Annotated in this window: 19 protein-coding genes; 6 read left to right on the plus strand and 13 right to left on the minus strand. The window is 53.5% G+C overall.

Annotated elements, in window-relative coordinates; all coding sequences use genetic code 11:
• Nucleotides 1–275: 275 nt before the first annotated feature.
• Nucleotides 276–1853, minus strand: a complete 1578-nt coding sequence (guaA, locus tag ACMHXE_RS18555) for a glutamine-hydrolyzing GMP synthase (RefSeq protein WP_028779200.1) — start codon at nt 1851–1853, stop codon at nt 276–278.
• A gap of 103 nt (nt 1854–1956) precedes the next feature.
• Nucleotides 1957–3423, minus strand: coding sequence for an IMP dehydrogenase (guaB, locus tag ACMHXE_RS18560; protein WP_101056204.1), 1467 nt, complete (start codon nt 3421–3423; stop codon nt 1957–1959).
• 117 nt (nt 3424–3540) lie between these two features.
• On the opposite strand from guaB, the gene xseA reads away from it, so the two are divergent.
• Nucleotides 3541–4884, plus strand: a complete 1344-nt coding sequence (gene xseA, locus ACMHXE_RS18565; protein ID WP_345885006.1) for an exodeoxyribonuclease VII large subunit — start codon at nt 3541–3543, stop codon at nt 4882–4884.
• 186 nt (nt 4885–5070) lie between these two features.
• Here the strand turns inward: xseA and der are convergent, their stop codons facing one another.
• The 8 genes from der to ACMHXE_RS18605 form a co-directional block, all read right to left on the minus strand.
• A complete protein-coding gene (gene der / locus ACMHXE_RS18570) occupies nt 5071–6537 on the minus strand; it encodes a ribosome biogenesis GTPase Der (RefSeq protein WP_101056206.1) in 1467 nt (488 codons plus the stop codon).
• A gap of 79 nt (nt 6538–6616) precedes the next feature.
• Complete coding sequence (gene bamB / locus ACMHXE_RS18575; RefSeq protein WP_413733043.1) at nt 6617–7804, minus strand: outer membrane protein assembly factor BamB; 1188 nt, start codon at nt 7802–7804, stop codon at nt 6617–6619.
• A gap of 9 nt (nt 7805–7813) precedes the next feature.
• Complete coding sequence (locus tag ACMHXE_RS18580) at nt 7814–8434, minus strand: YfgM family protein (RefSeq protein ID WP_101056208.1); 621 nt, start codon at nt 8432–8434, stop codon at nt 7814–7816.
• An 18-nt stretch (nt 8435–8452) separates the two neighbouring features.
• A complete protein-coding gene (gene hisS / locus ACMHXE_RS18585; protein ID WP_165564859.1) occupies nt 8453–9730 on the minus strand; it encodes a histidine--tRNA ligase in 1278 nt (425 codons plus the stop codon).
• A gap of 117 nt (nt 9731–9847) precedes the next feature.
• Nucleotides 9848–10960 (minus strand): flavodoxin-dependent (E)-4-hydroxy-3-methylbut-2-enyl-diphosphate synthase, encoded by a 1113-nt coding sequence (ispG, locus tag ACMHXE_RS18590; protein ID WP_101056210.1) that lies wholly within the window; start codon nt 10958–10960, stop codon nt 9848–9850.
• Nucleotides 10961–11023: 63 nt separating this feature from the next.
• Nucleotides 11024–11941, minus strand: a complete 918-nt coding sequence (locus ACMHXE_RS18595) for a RodZ domain-containing protein (protein ID WP_165564858.1) — start codon at nt 11939–11941, stop codon at nt 11024–11026.
• Nucleotides 11941–12726 carry a type IV pilus biogenesis/stability protein PilW gene (gene pilW, locus ACMHXE_RS18600; protein WP_413733046.1) on the minus strand — a complete coding sequence of 262 codons (786 nt, stop codon included), beginning with the start codon at nt 12724–12726 and terminating at the stop codon, nt 11941–11943. The genes ACMHXE_RS18595 and pilW overlap by 1 nt, the downstream gene beginning before the upstream one ends.
• A 32-nt stretch (nt 12727–12758) precedes the next feature.
• Nucleotides 12759–13880: a bifunctional tRNA (adenosine(37)-C2)-methyltransferase TrmG/ribosomal RNA large subunit methyltransferase RlmN gene (locus ACMHXE_RS18605; RefSeq protein ID WP_039035076.1), complete on the minus strand. Its 1122-nt coding sequence runs from the start codon at nt 13878–13880 to the stop codon at nt 12759–12761.
• A gap of 202 nt (nt 13881–14082) precedes the next feature.
• Here ACMHXE_RS18605 and ACMHXE_RS18610 point away from each other — a divergent pair, with 202 nt between their 5' ends.
• The gene (locus ACMHXE_RS18610) at nt 14083–15159 is read left to right on the plus strand and encodes a CNNM domain-containing protein (RefSeq protein ID WP_071477413.1); all 1077 of its coding nucleotides are present in this window, start codon (nt 14083–14085) and stop codon (nt 15157–15159) included.
• A 170-nt stretch (nt 15160–15329) separates the two neighbouring features.
• Nucleotides 15330–17075, plus strand: coding sequence for a bifunctional metallophosphatase/5'-nucleotidase (locus ACMHXE_RS18615; protein WP_413733048.1), 1746 nt, complete (start codon nt 15330–15332; stop codon nt 17073–17075).
• A 134-nt stretch (nt 17076–17209) separates the two neighbouring features.
• Here ACMHXE_RS18615 and ACMHXE_RS18620 read toward each other — a convergent pair whose 3' ends face one another.
• Nucleotides 17210–18103 (minus strand): LysR family transcriptional regulator, encoded by an 894-nt coding sequence (locus ACMHXE_RS18620; RefSeq protein WP_101056215.1) that lies wholly within the window; start codon nt 18101–18103, stop codon nt 17210–17212.
• A 138-nt stretch (nt 18104–18241) separates the two neighbouring features.
• On the opposite strand from ACMHXE_RS18620, the gene ACMHXE_RS18625 reads away from it, so the two are divergent.
• Nucleotides 18242–18685, plus strand: coding sequence for a DoxX family protein (locus ACMHXE_RS18625; RefSeq protein ID WP_025009758.1), 444 nt, complete (start codon nt 18242–18244; stop codon nt 18683–18685).
• Between the two features lie 61 nt (nt 18686–18746).
• Nucleotides 18747–19439, plus strand: a complete 693-nt coding sequence (locus ACMHXE_RS18630; protein ID WP_144167712.1) for a pirin family protein — start codon at nt 18747–18749, stop codon at nt 19437–19439.
• A 75-nt stretch (nt 19440–19514) separates the two neighbouring features.
• Here the strand turns inward: ACMHXE_RS18630 and ACMHXE_RS18635 are convergent, their stop codons facing one another.
• Together ACMHXE_RS18635 and ACMHXE_RS18640 are read right to left on the minus strand one after the other, a co-directional pair.
• Nucleotides 19515–19814, minus strand: a complete 300-nt coding sequence (locus tag ACMHXE_RS18635; protein WP_413733051.1) for a GNAT family N-acetyltransferase — start codon at nt 19812–19814, stop codon at nt 19515–19517.
• An 11-nt stretch (nt 19815–19825) separates the two neighbouring features.
• On the minus strand, nt 19826–21031 hold the full coding sequence (locus tag ACMHXE_RS18640) for an RNA-guided endonuclease InsQ/TnpB family protein (protein WP_165564833.1): 1206 nt from the start codon (nt 21029–21031) through the stop codon (nt 19826–19828).
• 45 nt (nt 21032–21076) lie between these two features.
• Here ACMHXE_RS18640 and tnpA point away from each other — a divergent pair, with 45 nt between their 5' ends.
• Nucleotides 21077–21493: an IS200/IS605 family transposase gene (gene tnpA, locus ACMHXE_RS18645; RefSeq protein WP_335909953.1), complete on the plus strand. Its 417-nt coding sequence runs from the start codon at nt 21077–21079 to the stop codon at nt 21491–21493.
• Nucleotides 21494–21567 lie beyond the last annotated feature (74 nt).

Here is a 21567-nt window from a genome sequence, read left to right on the forward strand (position 1 = left end):
CTGAAAGAGCCCTATGAATTTGCTATTTATTTCTTTAAAAACAGTGCTTTATTGAAATTTGATACCATGTAATCATAAGGCAAGGCAGCATGGTATTGGCTCTCACTTATGGCATCGCTCACTGATAATACCAAGTTCGATACCACGCTCAAGTCGTGCTTCCCGCTGCCAAATATTGCCAGACAGTGCAGGCTATAAAAACAAAAAAGCCCATGTAAACATGGGCTTAAGTGTCATTTCATGCCGGTTACTGCCAGCTGTTACCTAACGAGTGATTATTCCCACTCAATCGTTGCCGGTGGCTTGCCTGAGATGTCGTACACCACGCGGGAGATACCGTCGATTTCATTGATGATGCGGTTGGACACCCGGCCGAGGAAGTCGTACGGCAGGTGAGCCCAATGGGCAGTCATAAAGTCGATGGTTTCCACGGCGCGCAGAGACACAACCCAGTCATACTTGCGGCCATCGCCCATTACACCTACGCTGCGAACCGGCAGGAACACAGTAAAGGCCTGGCTGACACGGTCGTACAGTTCGGCTTTGCGCAGCTCTTCGATGAAGATGGCATCGGCGCGGCGCAGCAGATCGCAGTACTCTTTCTTGACTTCGCCGAGTACCCGTACGCCGAGGCCTGGGCCTGGGAATGGGTGGCGATAGAGCATGTCGTAAGGCAGACCCAGCTCCAGGCCAATCTTGCGTACTTCGTCTTTGAACAGTTCACGCAGCGGTTCAACCAGACCCAGCTCCATATCTTCCGGCAGACCGCCGACGTTATGGTGTGACTTGATCACATGGGCCTTGCCCGTGGCGCTGCCGGCAGATTCGATGACATCAGGGTAGATGGTGCCCTGGGCCAGCCACTTGGCGTTAACGCACTTACCGGCTTCTTCGTCGAAGATTTCCACAAATACCCGGCCGATGATCTTGCGCTTGGCTTCAGGGTCGTTTTCGCCTTTAAGGGCATTGAGGAATCTGTCTTCGGCTTCAACCTTGATGATATTGAGACCAAAGTGGTCGCCGAACATCTCCATCACTTGCTCGCCTTCGTTCAGACGCAGCAGGCCGTTGTCGACAAACACACAGGTGAGTCTGTCGCCGATGGCGCGGTGCAGCAGCATGGCAGTAACAGAAGAGTCGACCCCACCGGAAAGCGCCAGGATTACTTCGTCGTCACCTATCTGCTTTTTCAGGCGCTCAACGGCGTCTTCGATAATGGAAGCGGGTTTCCACTTGGCTTCACAGCCACAGATTTCCAGCGCGAAATGCTCCAGCATGCGCTTGCCCTGACGGGTATGGGTCACTTCAGGATGGAACTGCACGCCATAGAAACCTTTGGCTTCATTGGCCATGGCGGCGAATGGGCAGGTTTCGGTCTTGGCAACCGCGACAAAGCCTTCAGGGATGGCCGAGACTTTGTCACCGTGGCTCATCCATACATCCAGCAATGGACGACCGGCTTCATTAACGGCATCTTCGATGTTTTTGAACAGTGCAGATTCGGCCAGCAGTTCGATTTGCGCGTAACCGAACTCGCCCTCGCCTATGCCCTGAATAACCTTGCCGCCCAGCTGCTCGCTCATGGTCTGCATGCCGTAGCAGATACCCAGTACAGGCACGCCTGCGTTAAACACATACTCAGGGGCTCGGGGAGAGTTGTCAGCGGTGACACTCTCGGGACCACCGGCCAGAATAATGCCCTGAGGGGCAAATTCGCGGATCTGCTCTTCACTGACATCCCAGGCCCAGAGTTCACAGTAGACGCCAATTTCGCGGATACGACGGGCAATCAGCTGGGTATACTGGGATCCGAAATCAAGGATCAGTATCTTGTGCTCATGAATATTGCTCATTGATAACCTTTATCTCTTTAGTTTGATTGCAGTGCCTGCCGTAACAGGCACAGTTTTTATCTGCTTATAAACCAAGGGCGACACTCATGCCGCCCCGAATTTATTAAACACCTGAACGGTAGTTCGGCGCTTCTTTGGAGATAGTCACATCGTGAACGTGGGATTCGCCCATACCGGCTGAAGTCACCTTAACGAACTGGGCCTTTTCACCCAATTCCTGAATGGTGGCGCAGCCTGTCAGGCCCATACAGGAGCGCAGACCGCCCATGTACTGATGGATAATCTCTTTGATTTTGCCTTTGTAAGGAACACGGCCTTCGATACCTTCAGGTACCAGTTTGTCGGCAGCGTTGTCGCTCTGGAAGTAGCGATCGGAAGAGCCCTGAGACATGGCGCCCAGTGACCCCATACCGCGGTAAGACTTATAGGCACGGCCCTTGTAGAGTTCAGTTTCACCTGGAGATTCATCGGTACCGGCAAACATGGAACCTGCCATGATGCAAGATGCACCGGCGGCCAGCGCCTTGGCCAGATCGCCTGAGAAACGGATACCGCCATCGGCAATCACAGGGATACCCAGATGCTTAACGGCAGCAGCAGCATCGGAAACCGCAGTGATTTGCGGTACACCCACGCCGGTAACGATACGGGTAGTACAGATGGAGCCAGGGCCAATACCGACTTTAACCGCATTCACACCGGCTTCTACCAGCGCCAGGGCGCCTTCGGCGGTCGCCACGTTGCCGCCAACGATTTGCAGATCCGGATACTTGGCACGGGTATCGCGAATACGCTGCAGTACCCCTTCAGAATGGCCGTGGGAAGAGTCAATCAAGAGTACATCGACACCGGCTTTGACCAGCGCATCAACACGTTCTTCGTTACCGGCACCGGCACCAACAGCGGCACCAACACGCAGACGACCCAGCTCATCTTTACAGGCATTGGGCTTACGCTCGGCTTTCTCGAAGTCTTTAACTGTGATCAGGCCCTTGAGCTGGAATTCATCATTCACAACCAGCACTTTTTCAATGCGGTTGGAGTGCATCAGCTTTTGTACTTCATCCAACTTGGTGCCTTCAGGTACAGTCACCAGACGCTCTTTCGGGGTCATGATTTCAGAAACCAGGCGGTTGGTATCGGTCACGAAGCGCACGTCACGGCCGGTGATAATTCCCACCAATTCGTTGGCGTCATTGATTACCGGATAGCCGGCAAATCCGTTCTTTTCGGTTAATACCTTAAGCTCGGCCAGTGTCGTGGAAGGTGTTACTGTCACAGGCTGTTGAACCACACCTGCTTCATAGATCTTCACTTTACGAACTTCTTCGGCCTGCTGTTCAATACTCATATTCTTATGAATAAAGCCCAAGCCACCTTCCTGCGCCATGGCGATTGCCAAACGGGCTTCGGTCACTGTGTCCATTGCAGCGGACACCAGGGGGATATTCAGTTCGATTTTGTCGGTCAGACGGGTCTTGAGATTGGCGGTATTAGGGAGAACGGTCGAGTGGGCCGGAACCAGCAGCACATCGTCAAAGGTAAGCGCTTCTTTAATTAATCGTAGCATTGCAACATCTCCCCGGGGGTTAGATTGAAGGTGAAATATTGCGGCGGCATTATACCTTGCAACCCCGGGGTGGTAAATGGGAAAATAGAGAAAAATTCCAATTTGAACGCAAATTCCATGCCAGAGCTCAAAAAACAGGTATATACCGTCTCCCGCCTCAATGCCGAAGTACGTGCCTTGTTGGAGGGAAACCTCGGCAGAATTTGGCTCAATGGTGAAATTTCCAACTTTGCCAGCCCAAGCTCGGGCCATTGGTATCTGACTCTCAAGGACAATCATTCGCAAATTCGCTGCGCCATGTTCCGTGGTCGCAATCAGAACGTGACCTTCCGCCCGGTCAACGGCCAGCAAGTGCTGGTGCGTGCAGCCCTGAGTGTGTATGAGCCTAGGGGCGATTATCAACTGCTTATCGAAACCATGCTGCCTGCCGGTGATGGCTTACTGGCGCAGCAGTATGAAGCGCTGAAGCTGAAACTCGCGGCCGAAGGCCTGTTTGCCGCCGATACCAAGCGGCCACTACCGGCCAACATCCAGCGCATCGGGGTGATCACCTCCCCCACAGGCGCCGCCATTCGCGATGTACTGCATGTGCTGAAACGCCGCGATCCTTCCATCGAAGTGGTGATCTATCCTTCCCAGGTTCAGGGCAGTACCGCAGCCAACCAGCTTATTGAGGCGCTCACCTTGGCCAACCAGAGGCTGGAGGTGGATCTGTTACTGCTGACCCGCGGCGGTGGCAGCCTGGAAGATATGTGGTGTTTCAACGATGAAAATCTGGCCCACGCCATCTACAACAGTGCCCTGCCGGTAATTTCAGCTGTGGGTCATGAGGTAGATACCTGTATCAGTGATTATGTCGCCGATCTGCGTGCCCCTACCCCATCGGCCGCCGCCGAACTGGTATCCCAGGATGTCGATAATAAACGGCAAAAGCTGACCACTACCATGGCCAGGCTGCGCCAGGGCTGGCAACACTGGCACTTGGCCAAGCGCCAACAGCTGTCGCTGCTGGATCACAAGTTGCAGCGCCAGGATCCCAAGCGGCGGCTGGAACAGCTGGTACAGCAGTTTGATGAGCAGCAACTGAGAATGACGGCCGCCATCAACAATCGCCTGCACCGGCTGGAACACAGACAGCTGCAGCTCAAGAGCCGCCTCGAAGCCCAGAGCCCGACCCACAAACTGAGCCTGGAAGGCAGCAGATTGAATTATCTCGGTCAACAGTTGCAGGACGCCATGGCCGATAAACTGAAAGAGGCCAAGGCGCGCCTGGGTGCCAGCGCCCATTCGCTGGAAAGTGTCAGCCCGCTGTCGACCCTGTCCAGAGGTTACAGCATAAGCAAGAACGAAGCCGGTAAAGTCCTGGAAAACAGCGAGGACGCCGTAATCGGCGAGCAGATGCGCACCCAATTGAAACAGGGCGCGCTGCTTTCAAGAATAGAAGCCATTATTGAGGAATAGCATCAATCAGATAAAGGCTCTTCGCTGGAGAAGGAGCCCAAGTTAAAAATACCCGTGAATCGTTAGCAAATGTTATTCCAGTTCACAGGCCCTTTATTAAACACAACTCACTGAATTAAAGTGCAATATTGGTCATCAGAAACAACAAAGCCGGGTTAAACCCGGCTTTGTTTTGCGAAAACCCTATCAGGCTTTCTTGTTCTTGATGTGCGCCATCATCCGCTTGCGGCGTCTTTCCTGGCTCAGGGTCAGTTTCTCCCCCTTGCCTTCAAAGGGGTTGGCCCCTTCCTGGAAGCGCAGCTGGATGGGCGTACCCACAACCTTCAGCGAGCGGCGGTAGTAGTTCATCATATAGCGCTTATAGGAGTCCGGCAGCTTGGATACCTGGTTGCCGTGTACTACCACGATTGGCGGGTTGTAACCACCAGCATGGGCATACTTGAGTTTGACCCGGCGACCATTGACCAGAGGCGGCTGATGGTCGTCCTGCGCCATCTGCATGATCTTGGTCAGCAGCGAAGTGGACACCCGTCTGGTAGCACTGTCGTAAGCTTCTTCGATGGACTCATACAGATGACCCACGCCTGTGCCATGCAGCGCCGAGATAAAGTGGATGCGGGCAAAGTCGATAAAACCCAGACGACGGTCCAGCTCACTCTTGACCCTTTCCTTGACGTCGTTGTCTATGCCGTCCCACTTGTTGACTGCAATCACCAGCGCCCTGCCGGCGTTGAGGGCAAAGCCCAGCAAACCAAGGTCCTGCTCGGCGATACCTTCACGGGCATCAATAACCAAGAGCACCACGTTGGCGTCTTCAACCGCTTTCAGGGTTTTAATCACTGAGAACTTTTCAACGACTTCATGCACCTTGGCGCGGCGACGCACCCCGGCAGTGTCTATGATGACGTACTCGCGGCCTTCACGCTGCATTGGAATATAGACGGAGTCGCGGGTGGTGCCCGGCTCATCATAAACCACTACCCGCTCTTCACCGAGGATGCGGTTGGTCAGGGTCGACTTGCCCACATTGGGCTTGCCGATAATTGCCAGCTTGATAGGCAAGTCCTGCAGTCTGGCCTGTTCGGCTTCGGCTTCCTCTTCTGTGTATTGACGCTCGTCAACCTTCTCTTCCTCGGGCGCATCCGGGTTAATCCCCATCGCCTCGGCAAAAGGAGCCAGCGCATACTCAATCATATTGGTAACGCCGCGGCCGTGAGCCGCCGCCATCTGATACACCTCACCCAGGCCCAGGGCCCAGAATTCGGCGCAGGCGGAGTCGGCATCGATACCGTCAATCTTGTTGGCCACCACGAAGGTGGTCTTTTGCCGGCTACGAAGATGTTGGGCTATGGCCTGATCGGCCGCGGTCAAACCGGCGCGGGCATCGGTCAGAAACAGCACTACATCCGCTTCTTCGATAGCCGCCAGCGATTGCTCGGCCATCTTGGTTTCTATGCCTTCTTCGGTGCCGTCAATACCGCCGGTATCCACCAGGATGAATTCGTAACCTGACAGATAGGCACGACCGTATTTACGATCCCGCGTCAAGCCTGGGTAATCCGCCACCAGTGCATCACGGGTGCGGGTCAGACGATTGAACAGGGTCGACTTACCGACATTGGGTCGCCCTACCAGGGCCACTACAGGAATCATCTTTTTGCCTCTTTAAAACTTCTCAATAAAAAGCCCCCGGAACGCACTCCCAGGGGCTTGGCAGTATCAAAGCCTGGGATCAGGGCAGAGTTACTGTGGCAATTTTGCCATCCCGGGTCTGCAGATAGATTTTGTCGTCAACCACCAGAGGTTGACTGAACAGGCCCGAGCTGTCGACCTGCACCCGACCCACAATTTGGCCGTTGCTGCGATCGATAAAGTGCAGATAACCTTCAAAGTCACCCACAACCACATAGTCCTGGAATACTGCCGGAGCGGTCAGATCCCGGTTGGTCAGATCCGAGTTACTCCAAAGCTCCAGACCGTTACGTCTGTCCACTGAGTATACACGGCTGTGATCGTCCACCAAATACAGACTCAAGCCCGCAGTGTCCAGCTCGTGGAAACTGGAGTACTTGCGCGACCAGACAATACGGCCGCTGCGCATTTCCATGCTGACCAGATTACCGTTGTAGCTAACGGCGTACAGGTTGTCACCCAGCAACAGCGGCGTCATATCGACATCGGCCATACGGCTGAACTCGTTGCCGCCTTTGGGGGTGTAAATTGGTTGCTCCCAAGCGGGTTGGCCGTTGTTCTTGATAATAACTGCGACCTTGCCATCGGCCGTACCAACAAAGAAACCACCCTGGGCATACGCCGGAGAACTGCTGCCGCGCAGAGTCAAGTTTGGCAAGGAAGCTTCATAGCTCCAAAGTTTTTCACCTGTGTCGACATTAAAGGCATCCAGCGAGCCTGAGCTACTGTTAACCACCACCATGTCTTCGGCCACTGCGGGCAAGGACAACAGCTCGCCTTCAGCTACGGCGTGCCAAAGCACTTCACCGGTTTCGGCATCAAGCGCCGCCAACAGGCCACTCTCTCCGCCGACAAACACCTTGTTACGGGCCGCTGTTACGCCGGATGCCAAGCGGGCACCCTTATTCTTTTTCAGGGCACCATCACGGAATGCCTCACTGAAGTCTGTGCTCCAGACCTTCTCGCCGCTGGTCTCGTCAAAGGCAGTTACTTCACCGTAACGATCGGCAACAAAGATTTTGCCGTAGCGCACTGCGGGACGCAGACGGGAGTAATAATCACCAACGCCACTGCCAACCGAAGCACTCCAACTGACCTCTGGGAATACGCTGGCGTTGAGCTCCAGCAGCGGGCTTACAGGTTCTTCTTCCACATCGCTGGAAGCGCAACCTGTCAGTGCGCCTATGGCCATGCCACAGGCCAAAAGAGTTTTACACCACGACTTCATTGGCCTTCCTTATGCCTGATTCAGGTTATCGAGTTTCATCTGCAGCGCCGGACTGGTTGTCACGCCGCCATTTTTAACGGCTTCCTGGTAAGCGAGTCTCGCCTTATCGGTTTCCCCTTGACGCAGTAGCAGATCACCTTTGAATTCATCTCTTTGGGTAGCAAAGGCACTATCTTTGACCTGCTCCAGCGTGGTCAAAGCGGTAGCAACCTGGCCCTGTTCAGCCTGAACTCGTGCCAAACGCAGCGTGGCAACCGCTGTCAGGGCATCACCCGGCTTGGCGGCAATCACGGTTTTGAGGGCAGCTTCAGCTTTTGGCAGATCGCCGGCCTCTACCGCGCTCTTGGCAACAATCAATTGCATCAACGCCGAATAACCGGCCTGAGCGTGCTGCTTGTCAAATTCGGCAGCGGCAGCCATCACTGTGGCTTCATCACCGCCTTGCATCAAGGCCTGGTTAAAAGCCTGAGAGGCGGCTTCGGCACGTTCCACTTTGACATCGGAATAATAGTTCCAGCCATAGAGGCCACCCAGGCCAATTACGGCACCTGCGACTATCGAAACACCATAGTCTTTCCAGAACTGCTTGATCGCCTCAACTTGTTGTTCTTCTGTGCTGTAGATTTCCACCCGCACTTCCCCTCTAAATTATTTAATCAGTTCTGCCAAATAGTCGGCCAGGGCCTGGCGTTCAACATCCTGCTGAGCCCCATCACCCCGCAGCGGTTTCACCGCCACCTTATTATTGGCCAGTTCGGTCTCACCGATAATCAGCGCAAAACCCGCGCCGCTCTTATCAGCTCTTTTCATCTGTTTCTTGAAGTTGCCACCACCGCAGTGACTCATCACCTTGAGTTTGGGCAGCTTCTCGCGCAGTTCCTGGGCAATTTTCATCGCCTCGATTACGCAGTCATCGCCCATGGCGGTCACGTAGACATCCACTTCGGCAGCAACATCAGCGTTCAGCTCCAGAGTTTCCAGCAGCAGAACAATCCGCTCCAGTCCCATGGCAAAGCCCACTGCCGGCGTTTCTTTACCGCCAAGCTGGCTCACCAGACCATCGTAACGACCACCGGCCAGTACTGTGCCCTGAGCGCCCAGGCTGTCGGTGACCCACTCAAATACGGTGCGGTTGTAATAATCCAATCCGCGTACCAGGCGTGGGTTAACCCTGTATTGGATGCCAACGGCCTCCAGGAGTTCACACAAGCGGGCAAAATGTGCCTTTGAGTCTTCACCCAGATAATCCATCAGCGCCGGGGCATCGGCCAGCAAAGCCTGAACCTGCTGATCTTTCGAGTCCAGCACTCGCAGTGGGTTGCTGTACATGCGCCGCTGGCTATCTTCGTCCAGCTTGTCTTTATGCTGTTCGAGGAAGACCACCAGCGCCTCACGATAGGCGGCGCGCTCGTCGCTGTCACCCAGAGTGTTCAGCTCGAGCGAAACGTGTTCGGTCAATCCAAGCTTCTGCCACAAAGAGGCAGACAACATCAGCACTTCGGCGTCAATATCGGCGCTCTTGATGCCATAAACTTCAACTCCAAACTGATGGAACTGACGATAGCGCCCTTTCTGTGGCCGCTCGTGGCGGAACATGGGGCCCATATACCACAGACGCTGCTCCTGGTTGTACAACAGGCCATGTTCGTTACCGGCACGAACTGTCGAGGCGGTGCCTTCCGGACGCAAGGTGAGGCTATCACCGTTGCGATCGGCGAAGGTATACATCTCCTTCTCGACAATATCTGTCACTTCCCCTATCGAACGCTTGAACAGGTCTGTGTTCTCAACGATAGGTGTGCGGATTTCACTGTAACCGAAAGAGGCAACCGAGGCGCGCAGTACCGCCTCAACTTTTTGCCATACGGGGCTTTGGGTTGGCAGAATGTCATTCATTCCGCGAATCGCTTGGATCTGTTTTGCCACTATCTCGACTCGTTTTGCTCTGGGGCTAAAAATTCAAAAATGCCAGCCATTATAGGCGCTTCACCGGCAAACGTAAAACTGGCCAGCGCTGGCCAGTTCACATTCGTGTCATCAGGATCATTCGGCTTCTTTGACTGAAATACGGTTTTCCATCATTTGCGCCTTGGCGCGAATTTTGGCTTCGAGGGCATCGACCAGATTGTCGTTGTCGAAGCGCTCTTTCTGACGCTCGCCTTCGTCATAATAACCACTCTTGCGGTTACCACCGGTAAGGCCAATATGAGACACCAGGGCTTCACCGGGGCCGTTGACCACACAACCTATGATGGAGACATCCATGGCTGTGGTCACATCTTCCAGGCGTTGCTCCAGTGCATTGACCGTGCCTATCACGTCAAACTCTTGTCTTGAACAAGATGGACAGGCGATAAAGTTAATTCCGCGGGAGCGAATACGCAGCGACTTGAGGATATCGAAACCGACTTTGATCTCCTCTACAGGATCGGCTGCCAGCGATACTCTCAAGGTATCGCCTATGCCTTCTGCCAGCAGCATACCCAGGCCCACCGCCGATTTAACGGCGCCGGCACGGGCACCACCGGCTTCGGTGATCCCAAGGTGCAGCGGCTGTTTAATCTGTTTCGCCAGTAAACGGTAGGACTCCACTGCCAGGAACACGTCCGATGCCTTCACCGAGACCTTGAACTGGTCGAAGTTGAGCCTGTCGAGAATATCCACATGGCGCATTGCCGATTCCAGCAAGGCTTCCGGGGTGGGCTCTTTGTATTTGTCCATCAAGTCTTTTTCAAGACTGCCGCCGTTTACCCCGATACGGATTGGGATATTCTTGTCTCTGGCAGACTCAACCACGGCGCGGATACGCTCTTCATTGCCTATGTTGCCTGGGTTAATACGCAGACAGTCGGCGCCGTATTCCGCTACTTTAAGGGCAATGCGGTAGTCGAAATGGATATCGGCCACCAGCGGCACCTTGATCTGCTGCTTGATAAGCTTGAACGCCTCGGCAGCATCCATGGTAGGCACAGACACCCGTACGATATCGGCGCCCACGGTTTCCAGCGCCCGAATTTGCGCTACTGTGGCTTCTATATCTGTGGTGCGGGTATTGGTCATCGACTGCACGGCGATAGGAGCGCCATCACCTATGGGTACATTGCCGACATAAATACGGGTGGAAGGACGGCGTTTTATGGGATTTTCACTGTACATCGTATTCTGCTCTGTTGACTCGGCGCCATGGATGCGCCACTTCAATTATCCTGCTTGATGCTATTATGCCTGTGGCAGGGTCAGTCTGGCTACCCGGCCACTGGGGAAATCGGCAAGGCTCACGGCCTGGCCGTTAAATGTCAGACTTACTGTCTGCGGTGCGCCCAAGACCAGTTTAAAAGGCGCCTTGCCCTGTACATTAATGCTTTGCCCTGACGATCTCAGGCCATCAATCAAGGTCTTGCCGTTAGCATCTGTAAGTTTAATCCAGCAGTCACCGTCAAGCTCGATACCGACAGAAGCCTGCGTTGCCTCTGTTGGCAACGGTTGCTCGGTCATATCAACATCTTCGTTAACAACACCAGAGCTGGCTTCATCAGTATTGTTATCCTCAACAAGACTCTTATCTACTTCAGCGGCTGGTGTTTCGGTTGAAGTTTCTGACGGAAGTTCGGTTTCTTCTATTTGTGCCTGACGCGATTCAAACTCTCTGGCCTGCTGTACCTCTTCTGCCGTCGGTTTGGAGAAATCGACATCGGAAACCACAGAAGGTTTTTGCAGCCACCACACCACCAGCAGGGCCAGCAACAGAAAACCGATAAGGTAAGTCACCAGCATCAAGCGGCTGTCGGTAGCCTGACGACTGGTCTTGCGCGAAAAGCTCTGCATTGCCGGCTCGGTCACCTTGGGGACCTGCCGTGCCAGACAAGCGTTGATAGTTTCTTTATCCACGCCTAATATGCGGGCGTAATTCTTCACGTAGCCACGAACATAGGTGGAGGAATCGATATTGCTGAAACAGTCTGCTTCAATATCGGCCACTATGCAGGGGCGCAAGTGCAGCCTGGTAGCCGCATCTTCTATAGTGATACCTTTTTGTGCGCGTGCGCTTTTCAGTAATGACCCGAGCGTATCCTCTTGCCCGGGAACCTTTTGGCTCTCGTCTTCATCCTTGTTGACTTGGTTATTCAACTCTGTCATCAGTGCATACTTGCCCGGTATTGTTTAGCCTGGGGAGACGCCGGAAATTTGGCCTGCAACAATATTCCATATCGCTTGGCGGCCGCGTCATCATTTAACCCTTGCTCAATGCGAATGCCAAACGCCAAGCTTTCCGCGGTTTCAGGAACGACTCGGTGGAGGCGTTCCAATTGCATTCTGGCCGCGGCGTAGTTTTGGGCGTCAAGCTCCAATTCTGTCAGTTCCTGTAATGAGACCTGTCTTCTGGGCTCATACTTTAGCGCCATCTCAAAATAGTGTCGCGCTTTTTCTCTTTCCCCGGCATCCCGACTGCAAATACCCAGATTTTCATAGCTGGAGGCAGTGCGGGTATATCTGGGGTTGTCGATTGCCTTCAGGAACATCTTCTCTGCCTTGGCATATTTCTGCTGCTGACAGAGAAATACCCCAAAGTTATTCATCGAGTCGCCGCTGGCATTGCGGGTGTCTATGGCGGCTTCATAAGCTTGCTCAGCCTTCACCACTTCACCCACGGTTTGATAATAATAAGCCATGGCAATATGCACATCCTCAAGGTGAGGGGCGTATTCCATGGCTCTGTCTAGATTATATTTGGCTTGTTGGGAGTTACCCTTTTGCAGATAGGTCAGACCTAACTGCGTCCGTTCCTTGGCGGCGGCAATTTTATCAAACTGGCGTTGCGAGACCGGAATGTCCGTGCCGGCATAAGTTCGCTCGGTCACACATCCGGGCAACATGGCCCCTAGCAGTAACGCAAGCGTTAAACCTGGCAATCCGTGCTTCATTGGCAAACCTATAAATCTGGACAAACAAAGAGTTAATCCATTGTGACCGAAATTTGATTGGCTTGCATGCGTTTTTTCGCCAGACGCTTGGTTCTGTCACGTATATCACCGGCCAACTGGCCACAGGCGGCATCGATATCATCGCCGCGGGTCTTACGCACTATTACAGTCAGACCGTATTCCATCAGCACTTTGGCAAACCTGTCGATACGGGAGTTGGAAGAACGCCCGTAAGGAGAACCCGGATAAGGATTGAATGGGATGAGGTTGACCTTGCAAGGGGTATCCTTCATCAGTTTGGCCAACTCATGGGCTTGCTCTGTGCTGTCGTTGATATGATCCAGCATCACATATTCCAGTGTGACCCGACCGCGGTTGGCGTTGGACTTTGCGATATAACGGCGAATAGCGGCCAAAAATTCGTTAAGCGGATACTTCTTGTTGATAGGCACCAACTCGTTACGCAGCTCGTCATTGGGGGCATGGATACTGACCGCCAGCGCCACATCGAGGGCATCGCCCAACTTATCCAGCGCAGGTACAACGCCGGATGTCGAAACCGTTACCCGCCGTTTGGACAGGGCAAAACCAAAGTCATCCAGCATGATATCCATCGCCGGAATCACATTGGCCAGATTCAGCAAGGGCTCACCCATGCCCATCATCACTACGTTGGTGACCGGGCGCTCACCGGTTTCCTTCTGAAAACCGAGGAAGTGGGATACCCGCCAGATCTGGCCGACAATTTCAGACACTGTCAGGTTACGGTTAAAGCCCTGCTGAGCCGTGGAGCAGAAAGTGCACTCCAGCGCACATCCCACCTGAGATGAGATACACAGAGTCGCCCTATCGTCTTCCGGAATATAGACGGTTTCCACTTCCTGACCTTCGCCAACATTAATGGCAAACTTGATGGTGCCATCGGCCGACTTCTGATAGCTGGAGATCTCCGGCGCCACCACTTCACAGCGCTCTTTCAACTTGGCCCGCAGGTGTTTGTTGATATTGGTCATCTGGTCAAAGTCACTGATCCCGAAGTGATACAACCACTTCATCAGCTGTTCGGCACGAAACGGCTTATCGCCCAACTCGACGAAAAGCTCACGCATTGCCTTACGATCAAGATCCAAAAGATTGATCTTTTTTTCACTCATTTGACTTTCCTCAACACCAAAACCTGCAGCAGGGCGGCGAATTATACAGATAGGCCGCAACTATAGCCAGTAATTCAGCGGTTCCCCTTATACCCTACTTTCTCTCTGCCGAGCATAAAATTAAGCTTCAGCTCACAAGCTCTATGATAGAATAGCGCTGGGCTAATGTTGGCCTTTGCATCGGAGTGATAATTCCCCCCTTATGCTAACGCTTATCGTTATTGTATTGGTCGCCATCGGCGTCTCTTTTCTCTGTAGTGTGTTTGAAGCCGTGCTGCTTTCGGTAACGCCCAGCTATATCGCGTCGCAGCGCCAGTCCAACCCGGACGCTGCCGAACGTCTTCAAAAACAGAAAGACAATGTCGAATCTCCTCTGGTCGCCATTTTGACACTCAACACCATAGCCCATACCGTAGGTGCGGCCGTGGCCGGTGCCCAGGCCGCCAAAGTGTTTGGCGATGAGATGTTGGGGGTATTCTCCGGGGTACTGACCTTCCTCATTCTATTCTTTTCCGAAATCATCCCCAAAACCATAGGTGCCAACTACTGGCGAGCCATGGCCCCCAGTGTGTCTGTTGCCCTGGTGTGGATGGAACGCATCACCCTGCCGCTTATCTGGATGTCCAATAAGGTTACCCGTTTGCTCGGCAAAGGTGACTCTGGCCAGTATATCCGTCAGGAAATGAGCGCCATGGCCAAAATAGGCCATGAATCCGGTGAACTGGATGAGCAGGAAAGCAAAATTCTGACTCAGATGTTGAGCGTCAAGGAGATGCCGGTTACCGCCATCATGACTCCAAGAACCGTGATGTTCACTCTGCCGGCCGCACTGACTCAACATGAATTTGTCAGCCAGCATATCAATAAGCCTTTCACTCGGGTGCCTATTTTCGACAAGGATCACGACGACATCATAGGCTATGTGAACCGTACCGATGTGCTGCTGAGTGAGCGGGATAATCCCGATGCACCCCTTGGGAACCTCAAGCGCAATTTGGTGATAGTGCCGGAAACCGCCCGCATCCTGCCGCTGTTTGAGCTGATGATCAAACGCAACGCTCAGATAGCCATGGTGGTGGACGAATACGGCAGCGGTCAGGGCCTGGTGACACTGGAGGACATCATCGAATCCTTGCTGGGGCTGGAGATTGTCGATATCAATGACCCTGCCACCGACATGCAGCAACTGGCAAGGCGACTTTGGAAACGCCGCATGAAAGACAAGGGGATCCGCCTCTCGGATGACAGAGAGCCGGTCAGCGAATCCCAAGGGCTCTGATTTCAGATTATTAATTCAGCGCTTTAATATAAGTGTCATCCTAGTGGGAGATAGTGTGACAGGCTAACAACCCACCCATCAGTACAGTCATCATTTAGGGGGAGCTTAGGCTTCCCCTTTTTCATCCGCCTCTGGAGGTGTACAATCCCCGCTCGCAGAATGAGGATGATATGCACACAGATTATGTTTTAAGACTTGCCCATCTCAACGATACCCACTCACACTTGGATTCCAGCCGGGTTCAGTTCAAGATTGACTCTCAGGGACACGAGTTTGATCTTCACAGCCACAGTGGTGGCTACGCGCGGATCTCGGCTCAGGTCAAGGCCGCAAGAGACGCTGCCCAAGCACAAAACCAGCCTTTTATCCTGCTCCACGGCGGCGATTGTTTCCAGGGCACCTTGTATTACAGCCAGTTCAAAGGCCGGGCCAACGCCAAACTGCTGAAGATGTTGGCACCCGATGCCATGGTCATAGGCAACCATGATATTGACGATGGCAACGCTCTGCTGGCCGGTTTTATCAAAGAGGTTGGCTTCCCTGTGCTGGCGGCCAATATGGATCTCAGCGGCGAAGCTGAAGATAAGCCCGGGCGTCTTCGAGGGCTGGACAACCTCTATGATCTGGATACCGCCTCGGGTATCGGCCGCAGCCTGATAAAGCCTTTCCACGACAAGCAACTGGCCATAGTCGGTATTACTCTGGATCAAATGAAAGCCATCGCCAGGCCGGATCCCGATACCGAGTTTGCCGATGCCTTTGCCACTACCAGGAAGACTGTTGAAGCCCTCAGGGCCAAGGGCATAGTGCATATCATAGTGCTGAGTCACTTAGGATTGGAGCAAGACAGGGTACTGGCCGAAACCATCCCAGGGATCAGCCTGATAGTCGGCGGCCACACCCATACCCTGATGGGTGATTTCCGCGGTTTTGGCCTGCCATGCCTGCCCTATGGTGAAAGCGTCAACGGCGTGCCTATCCTCCATGCCGGCAAACATGCCGAAACCCTGGGGCTCGCCGACATTCATTTCGATGATGCAGGCCGGGTGACCCGGCTCGAAGGCAGTAACCTCTTTATGCTGGACCGTCAGTTTCTGCTGAGCGGCCCACAGGCTGCCACCGAAGCCGACTACCAAGCCGCCAAGGCCATGTTGGAGCAACACCCAGGGATCCACTGGGATGATACCGATGAAGCCATGGAGCAAGTGATTGCCAACGAGTTCCGCCCGGCGATCAGCAGCATGGAAAATCAGGTGCTGGCTCTGGTACCCAAGGCCCTGGTGCATACCCGCCTGCCAAGCCGCACCCTACCCCACGGCAGTGAAATTGCCCCCTGGGTCAGCCGGAGTATGTTTCTCGAGTCCAGAGCCAAAGACCAAAGAGTGGACTTTGCGCTGCATAACGCCGGTGGCGTGCGTCAATCCGTGCCCCAGGGACAACTGACCAAAGCCGATGTGCTCGGACGTCTGTTGCCGTTTGAATTGCCGCTGGTTAAATATGAAATCGCCGGGGAACACCTCTACCAGGCTCTGGAGTCGGCCATTAACGCCGCCACCAACAACGGCGTGCGTGGCACCGGCGCCGGCAGTTTCCCCTATACCTATGGGCTGAGATATTTCTATGATGGCCGCAAAGAGCAGGGAGAAAGACTATTGCGGCTGGAGCTGTTGCGGGCAAATGGCCTGTGGCAAGCGCTGGCGCCAGAGCAGCACTATGTTGGGGTATCCACCTGTTACACCACAGCCGGGAAAGAGGGCTATGAGCCTCTGCTGCAAGCCCGCTGGCAGGAGTCGATGCCATCACTGACATTGCCGGGCGCCTTCATCAACTTCCTGAAAAAGGCCCCCAAACTGGATGAGTTGCTATTGCCCCATGTGCACTATACCAGCCACAGGGCCGAAGCGGCCGGCGAATAAGCCGGCACATTCAGATCGCTTGTCCCTTGCCCTTACACTGACAAAGCAACCATTCAAGATCATAAGCTATGATCCTAAATCCAGGTTATAAGCCATTTTATAAACCGCTTTTATAAACCACGTTATAAACTGCTCTATAAACCAAAGTCACTGCCTTGCAGGCGCTCGGTAAACCAGCCAAGCGCCTTTCCCATCTCCCCTTTTCGCCAGGCCATATAGATGGGCAGCGAAGGCCTGGGCAAGGCCACTTCACGCTGCACCAACTCACCTTTGGCCAAGGCCTCCCGGATCAAATGCAGCGGCAGAAAGCCGACGCCTATTCCCATCTTCTGTGCGGTGATCTTGGCTTCCATCGACGACACCCGGATAAGCTGGCGACTGTCAAACACCCCGCTGGAGCGCTGACTCAAGGAGCGCGAGGTATCGGCCACTATGATGGATGGAAATTGCAACAAGGCTTCAGAGGCTATCTCAGTGTCGAATTGCGCCAAGGGATGCTCAGGCGCCACAACAAACACAAACTCCAGCTCACCAAGCTTTTGCAGTTCATACTGACCTCTTGGCAATTCACCCGTGACGCCGATGGCGATATCGGCGCGGTTGGAATAAAGCGCATCCCAGCCGCCGCCAAGAGCCTCATGGGTCACGCTGACGGTGAGCTGTTTACCCAGCTCGGTGAATTCCTTAATTAATGAAAGCAGCGGCGCCTGTGGCAAGACGGTATCCAGCGCCAGTGTCAGTTGCGCCTCCCAGCCGGTTTCCAATTGCCTCACGGCATCCTCAAGCCGGGCTGTGGCCGCCAGGATCTCCCGCCCCTGGGTCAACACCAAACGCCCCACTTCGGTAAGTTGAGCCCGAGTGCCCTTACGTTCAAATAATCTGCTTCCCAGCTCGCTCTCCAGCTTTTGAACCTGATAGGTCAAAGCAGATGGCACCTTGAAAAGCGCCTCGGCCGCTGCCGAAAAACTACCTTTTTTATCTATAGCATCCAATACTTTAAGCGCATCCAGGCTAATGACAGAGTGCATGATAAAACCTATGTTCAATTTTTTTGAAATTCAATATCAAAATGTTCCGATTTTCAGCCACAAAGGTCAAGGATAAACTGCACAGCAACTGGACAGGAAAGCCTATCCCCCCTATTCAAATTCATTGAGGACACCATCATGAAAGACCTGATTATTAAACTGCTCCGCACCGATGCCGGTTTCGCTCCTCTGGCGCTGCGCCTGCCTATAGGTATCACTTTTATGGCTCACGGCGCCCAGAAGCTCTTTGGCTGGTTCGGCGGTTACGGCCTGGAAGGCACAGGACAATGGATGGCCTCTATCGGCCTGACTCCCGGATATTTGATGGCGCTGATGGCCGGCTCCAGTGAATTTTTCGGTGGTCTGCTGCTTATCATAGGTCTGTTGATTCGCCCCACTTCCGCGGTGTTGGCATTCACCATGTTGATGGCGATAGTCACAGTGCACCTGGACAACGGTTTGTTTATGTCCAACAACGGTTACGAGTTTGGTCTGGCATTGCTGGCCGCCACTGTATCCCTGGCGATTTCCGGCGCCGGTAAACTGTCCATCGACAGCATGATTGCCCGCAAGACCCATTAAGGAACCCTTCTTGCCAAGCACACATCTTGCTTTAAGCCATTCACTGCTGGAGAACTGAATTATGATTTATGTACGTCATGCCGATGAACGCGGCCGGGCCGACTTCGGCTGGCTCAAGAGCCAACACAGCTTTTCATTCGGCAACTATTACGATCCAAGATTTATGGGGGTCTCTGCCCTGAGGGTCATTAATGATGACAGAGTCGCGCCAAGCGCCGGCTTTGATACTCACGGCCACAAGGATATGGAGATCATCAGTTATGTGATTTCCGGCACCATAGCCCATAAAGACAGCTTTGGTCACGTGAAAACCCTGTCGGCCGGTGAGTTCCAACTTATGTCTGCCGGGTCGGGGATCTATCACAGTGAGTACAATGCCTCGGCAACTGAACCTCTGCATTTCCTGCAGATCTGGATCCAACCGAGTAGCCAGGGTGGCACCCCGGGTTATCAGCAAAAAGCCTTTGCCCAGAGCTCGGCCCTGACCCCGGTCGTCACTCCCGATGGCCGCGATGACACCCTGTCCATCAAACAGGACGCCAGCGTCTACCGCCTGGAGCTGACCGCTGCCGAGCAGACAAGCTTCAAGCTGGCAAAGGGACGTAACTTTTATGCTCAAGTGGTGGAAGGAGAGCTGCAATTGGCGGGTGAAACCCTGCAAAGTGGCGATGGCATTCACATCAACGAACTTGAGGAGTTTGCCATTAAGGCCAGCAACAAGCGTGCCGTAGCCCTGGTGTTTGATTTGCCATAACAAGCAGCATTTCTTGGCGTTTGTCCATAGGCCGCCTTGGTACTTCACTTGGGTGATTTTCCAGGGCGGCTTGGGTTATAACGGCAGCTGCATACTGAAATTGGTCAGCACTTCCCCGTGACGTTGATGCTGATTGCGCTTCAAGGTTGTAAAGCCCTGCTTGCCGAAAAACGCTTTGGCATAGAAAGAAGCCTCTACCCTCAAACACTGCACCCCGGAATCGACGGCGTATCTCAATAACTTCCGGTAGAGCTCGGCGGCAATCCCCCGGCGCTGGGCCTTGGGGTGAGTAAAAAGGCAGTCTATCTCGGCTTCACCCGGCACATTCAAAGGCTTTAGGTTATTGACATCCTCCTCGCCGTAAACGACGAGGATTCCTACTGCGGTTAGGCGCGAACGCCGGACTCGCTTCGGTGGGTTCCTGCTGCTGGCGGCATTGTTGCACCACTCACTTCACAGGCTAATCGGGCGTGTCCCGCCCTTAATACATTGATCGCGCCGACGACATCGGCGTTTTCTTCAAAGCCACATTCCACACAGGCAAACCGAGCTTGCGTGGCGCGGTTATCCTTCGATATGTGACCACAGCACGGACACGTCCGGCTGGTGTTTTTCGGTGGAACGGCGATCAGGTGGCCACCATTCCATGCCAGCTTGTAATCGAGCTGGCAACGGAACTCAAACCAGCCTTGATCAAGAATGGCTTTATTCAGGCCTGACTTCGCCCTAACATTCCTACCCTGTTGCTCGGCGGTTCCTGCCGCTGATTTTGACATGTTTTTGACCTGCAAATCTTCAATACAGACTATCGCGTGGTTTTTGCTAATGTCGTTTGAGATTTTATGCAGGTAGTCACGGCGGCTGTTGCCGATATTGGAATGAATGCGCTGAACTTTGGCTTTGGCCTTTTTCCAGTTATTGCTGAATTTTACCTTGCGGCTCATGGCCTGCTGCGCCTTGCGCAAAGCGGTTTCGTGCCGTTTGAAACTGTTGAGCGGGGCGTAAAAACGGCCATCGGACAGGGTGGCAAAGCGGGCAATGCCCATGTCAATGCCGATGGCATCGCCCTGATGCACGGCAATTTCAACTTCCCGCTCGGTCTGGATCGATACATACCACTTACCACAAACCTGACTGACCGTGACGTTTTTAATCTCACCTTCCACCGTCCGGCTGTTGCGGTAACGCAGCCAGCCGAGCTTGGGCAGGAAGAGTCGATTATTGCCTTGCTCCAGTTTCACCCCTTGTGGATAGCGAAAGCTATCTGACTGACCCTTCTTTTTGAAGCGCGGGAAGTCTGCTCGTTTGGCAAAGAAATTTTTGTACGCCCGATCTAAATCTTTCAGCGACTGTTGCAGCGTTTGAGAAGGTGAATCAGACAGCCATTTTGTTTCTGGCTCTGCTTTCCATTGTGGTAACAGATTATTCAGTTCAAAGGCCGATAGTTTCTTTTCACCCTGCTCATGTCGTTCTTTTTGCAACGCCAGCGCCTTGTTATAGACAAACCGACAAGCACCGGAGAAGCGGCGCATCTGGCGCTGCTGCTCTCCAGTGACAATCAGTTCGAATTTGTAGGCTTGCAGTCGTTGCATGGCTTGCTCATACTGTGTCAATACAACTCAATTATAGATTGGTCTATGGAAATTGAAAACGATTTAAGGCATGGCAGGCATTGCGTTTTTAAAATGCACGTTCATTTGGTCTTTGTAACAAAATACCGACGAAATGTCTTTACCAAAGAAGTGCTGGATGATCTAAAAATCTTTTTTGAAAAGGTCTGTCTTGATTTTGAATCAGAGCTGGTTGAGTTCGACGGTGAAGACGACCATGTGCATTTGTTGGTGAATTACCCGCCGAAGGTGGCCGTGTCGAATCTGGTTAACAGTCTCAAAGGTGTATCCAGCCGGATGATCCGAAAAAAGAATTACCCTTCGATCAAAAAGAAACTCTGGGGAGGTGCGCTCTGGTCGCCCAGTTATTTTGCGGGGAGCTGTGGTGGTGCGCCAATTGAGATCATCCGGCAGTATATTGAGCAGCAACAAACTCCGGCGTAGCCCTCAGAACGGCTTCGCCGTTGCGCTATTCATCCTCGCCCTGAACGGCGAGGTTTTCCGCGCTATCCGATAAA

The sequence above is a fragment of the Shewanella sp. BJSY2023SW007 genome, assembly GCF_047314525.1.
Taxonomy (GTDB): Bacteria; Pseudomonadota; Gammaproteobacteria; order Enterobacterales; family Shewanellaceae; genus Shewanella; species Shewanella chilikensis.

Excerpts from the sequence above, each read along its gene's own strand:
- guaA (WP_028779200.1), bottom strand. The coding sequence starts at position 1,853 with ATGAGCAATATTCATGAGCACAAGATACTGATCCTTGATTTCGGATCC.
- guaB (WP_101056204.1), bottom strand. The coding sequence starts at position 3,423 with ATGCTACGATTAATTAAAGAAGCGCTTACCTTTGACGATGTGCTGCTG.
- xseA (WP_345885006.1), top strand. The coding sequence starts at position 3,541 with ATGCCAGAGCTCAAAAAACAGGTATATACCGTCTCCCGCCTCAATGCC.
- der (WP_101056206.1), bottom strand. The coding sequence starts at position 6,537 with ATGATTCCTGTAGTGGCCCTGGTAGGGCGACCCAATGTCGGTAAGTCG.
- bamB (WP_413733043.1), bottom strand. The coding sequence starts at position 7,804 with ATGAAGTCGTGGTGTAAAACTCTTTTGGCCTGTGGCATGGCCATAGGC.
- ispG (WP_101056210.1), bottom strand. The coding sequence starts at position 10,960 with ATGTACAGTGAAAATCCCATAAAACGCCGTCCTTCCACCCGTATTTAT.
- ACMHXE_RS18595 (WP_165564858.1), bottom strand. The coding sequence starts at position 11,941 with ATGACAGAGTTGAATAACCAAGTCAACAAGGATGAAGACGAGAGCCAA.
- pilW (WP_413733046.1), bottom strand. The coding sequence starts at position 12,726 with ATGAAGCACGGATTGCCAGGTTTAACGCTTGCGTTACTGCTAGGGGCC.
- ACMHXE_RS18605 (WP_039035076.1), bottom strand. The coding sequence starts at position 13,880 with ATGAGTGAAAAAAAGATCAATCTTTTGGATCTTGATCGTAAGGCAATG.
- ACMHXE_RS18610 (WP_071477413.1), top strand. The coding sequence starts at position 14,083 with ATGCTAACGCTTATCGTTATTGTATTGGTCGCCATCGGCGTCTCTTTT.
- ACMHXE_RS18615 (WP_413733048.1), top strand. The coding sequence starts at position 15,330 with ATGCACACAGATTATGTTTTAAGACTTGCCCATCTCAACGATACCCAC.
- ACMHXE_RS18620 (WP_101056215.1), bottom strand. The coding sequence starts at position 18,103 with ATGCACTCTGTCATTAGCCTGGATGCGCTTAAAGTATTGGATGCTATA.
- ACMHXE_RS18625 (WP_025009758.1), top strand. The coding sequence starts at position 18,242 with ATGAAAGACCTGATTATTAAACTGCTCCGCACCGATGCCGGTTTCGCT.
- ACMHXE_RS18630 (WP_144167712.1), top strand. The coding sequence starts at position 18,747 with ATGATTTATGTACGTCATGCCGATGAACGCGGCCGGGCCGACTTCGGC.
- ACMHXE_RS18640 (WP_165564833.1), bottom strand. The coding sequence starts at position 21,031 with ATGCAACGACTGCAAGCCTACAAATTCGAACTGATTGTCACTGGAGAG.
- tnpA (WP_335909953.1), top strand. The coding sequence starts at position 21,077 with ATGGAAATTGAAAACGATTTAAGGCATGGCAGGCATTGCGTTTTTAAA.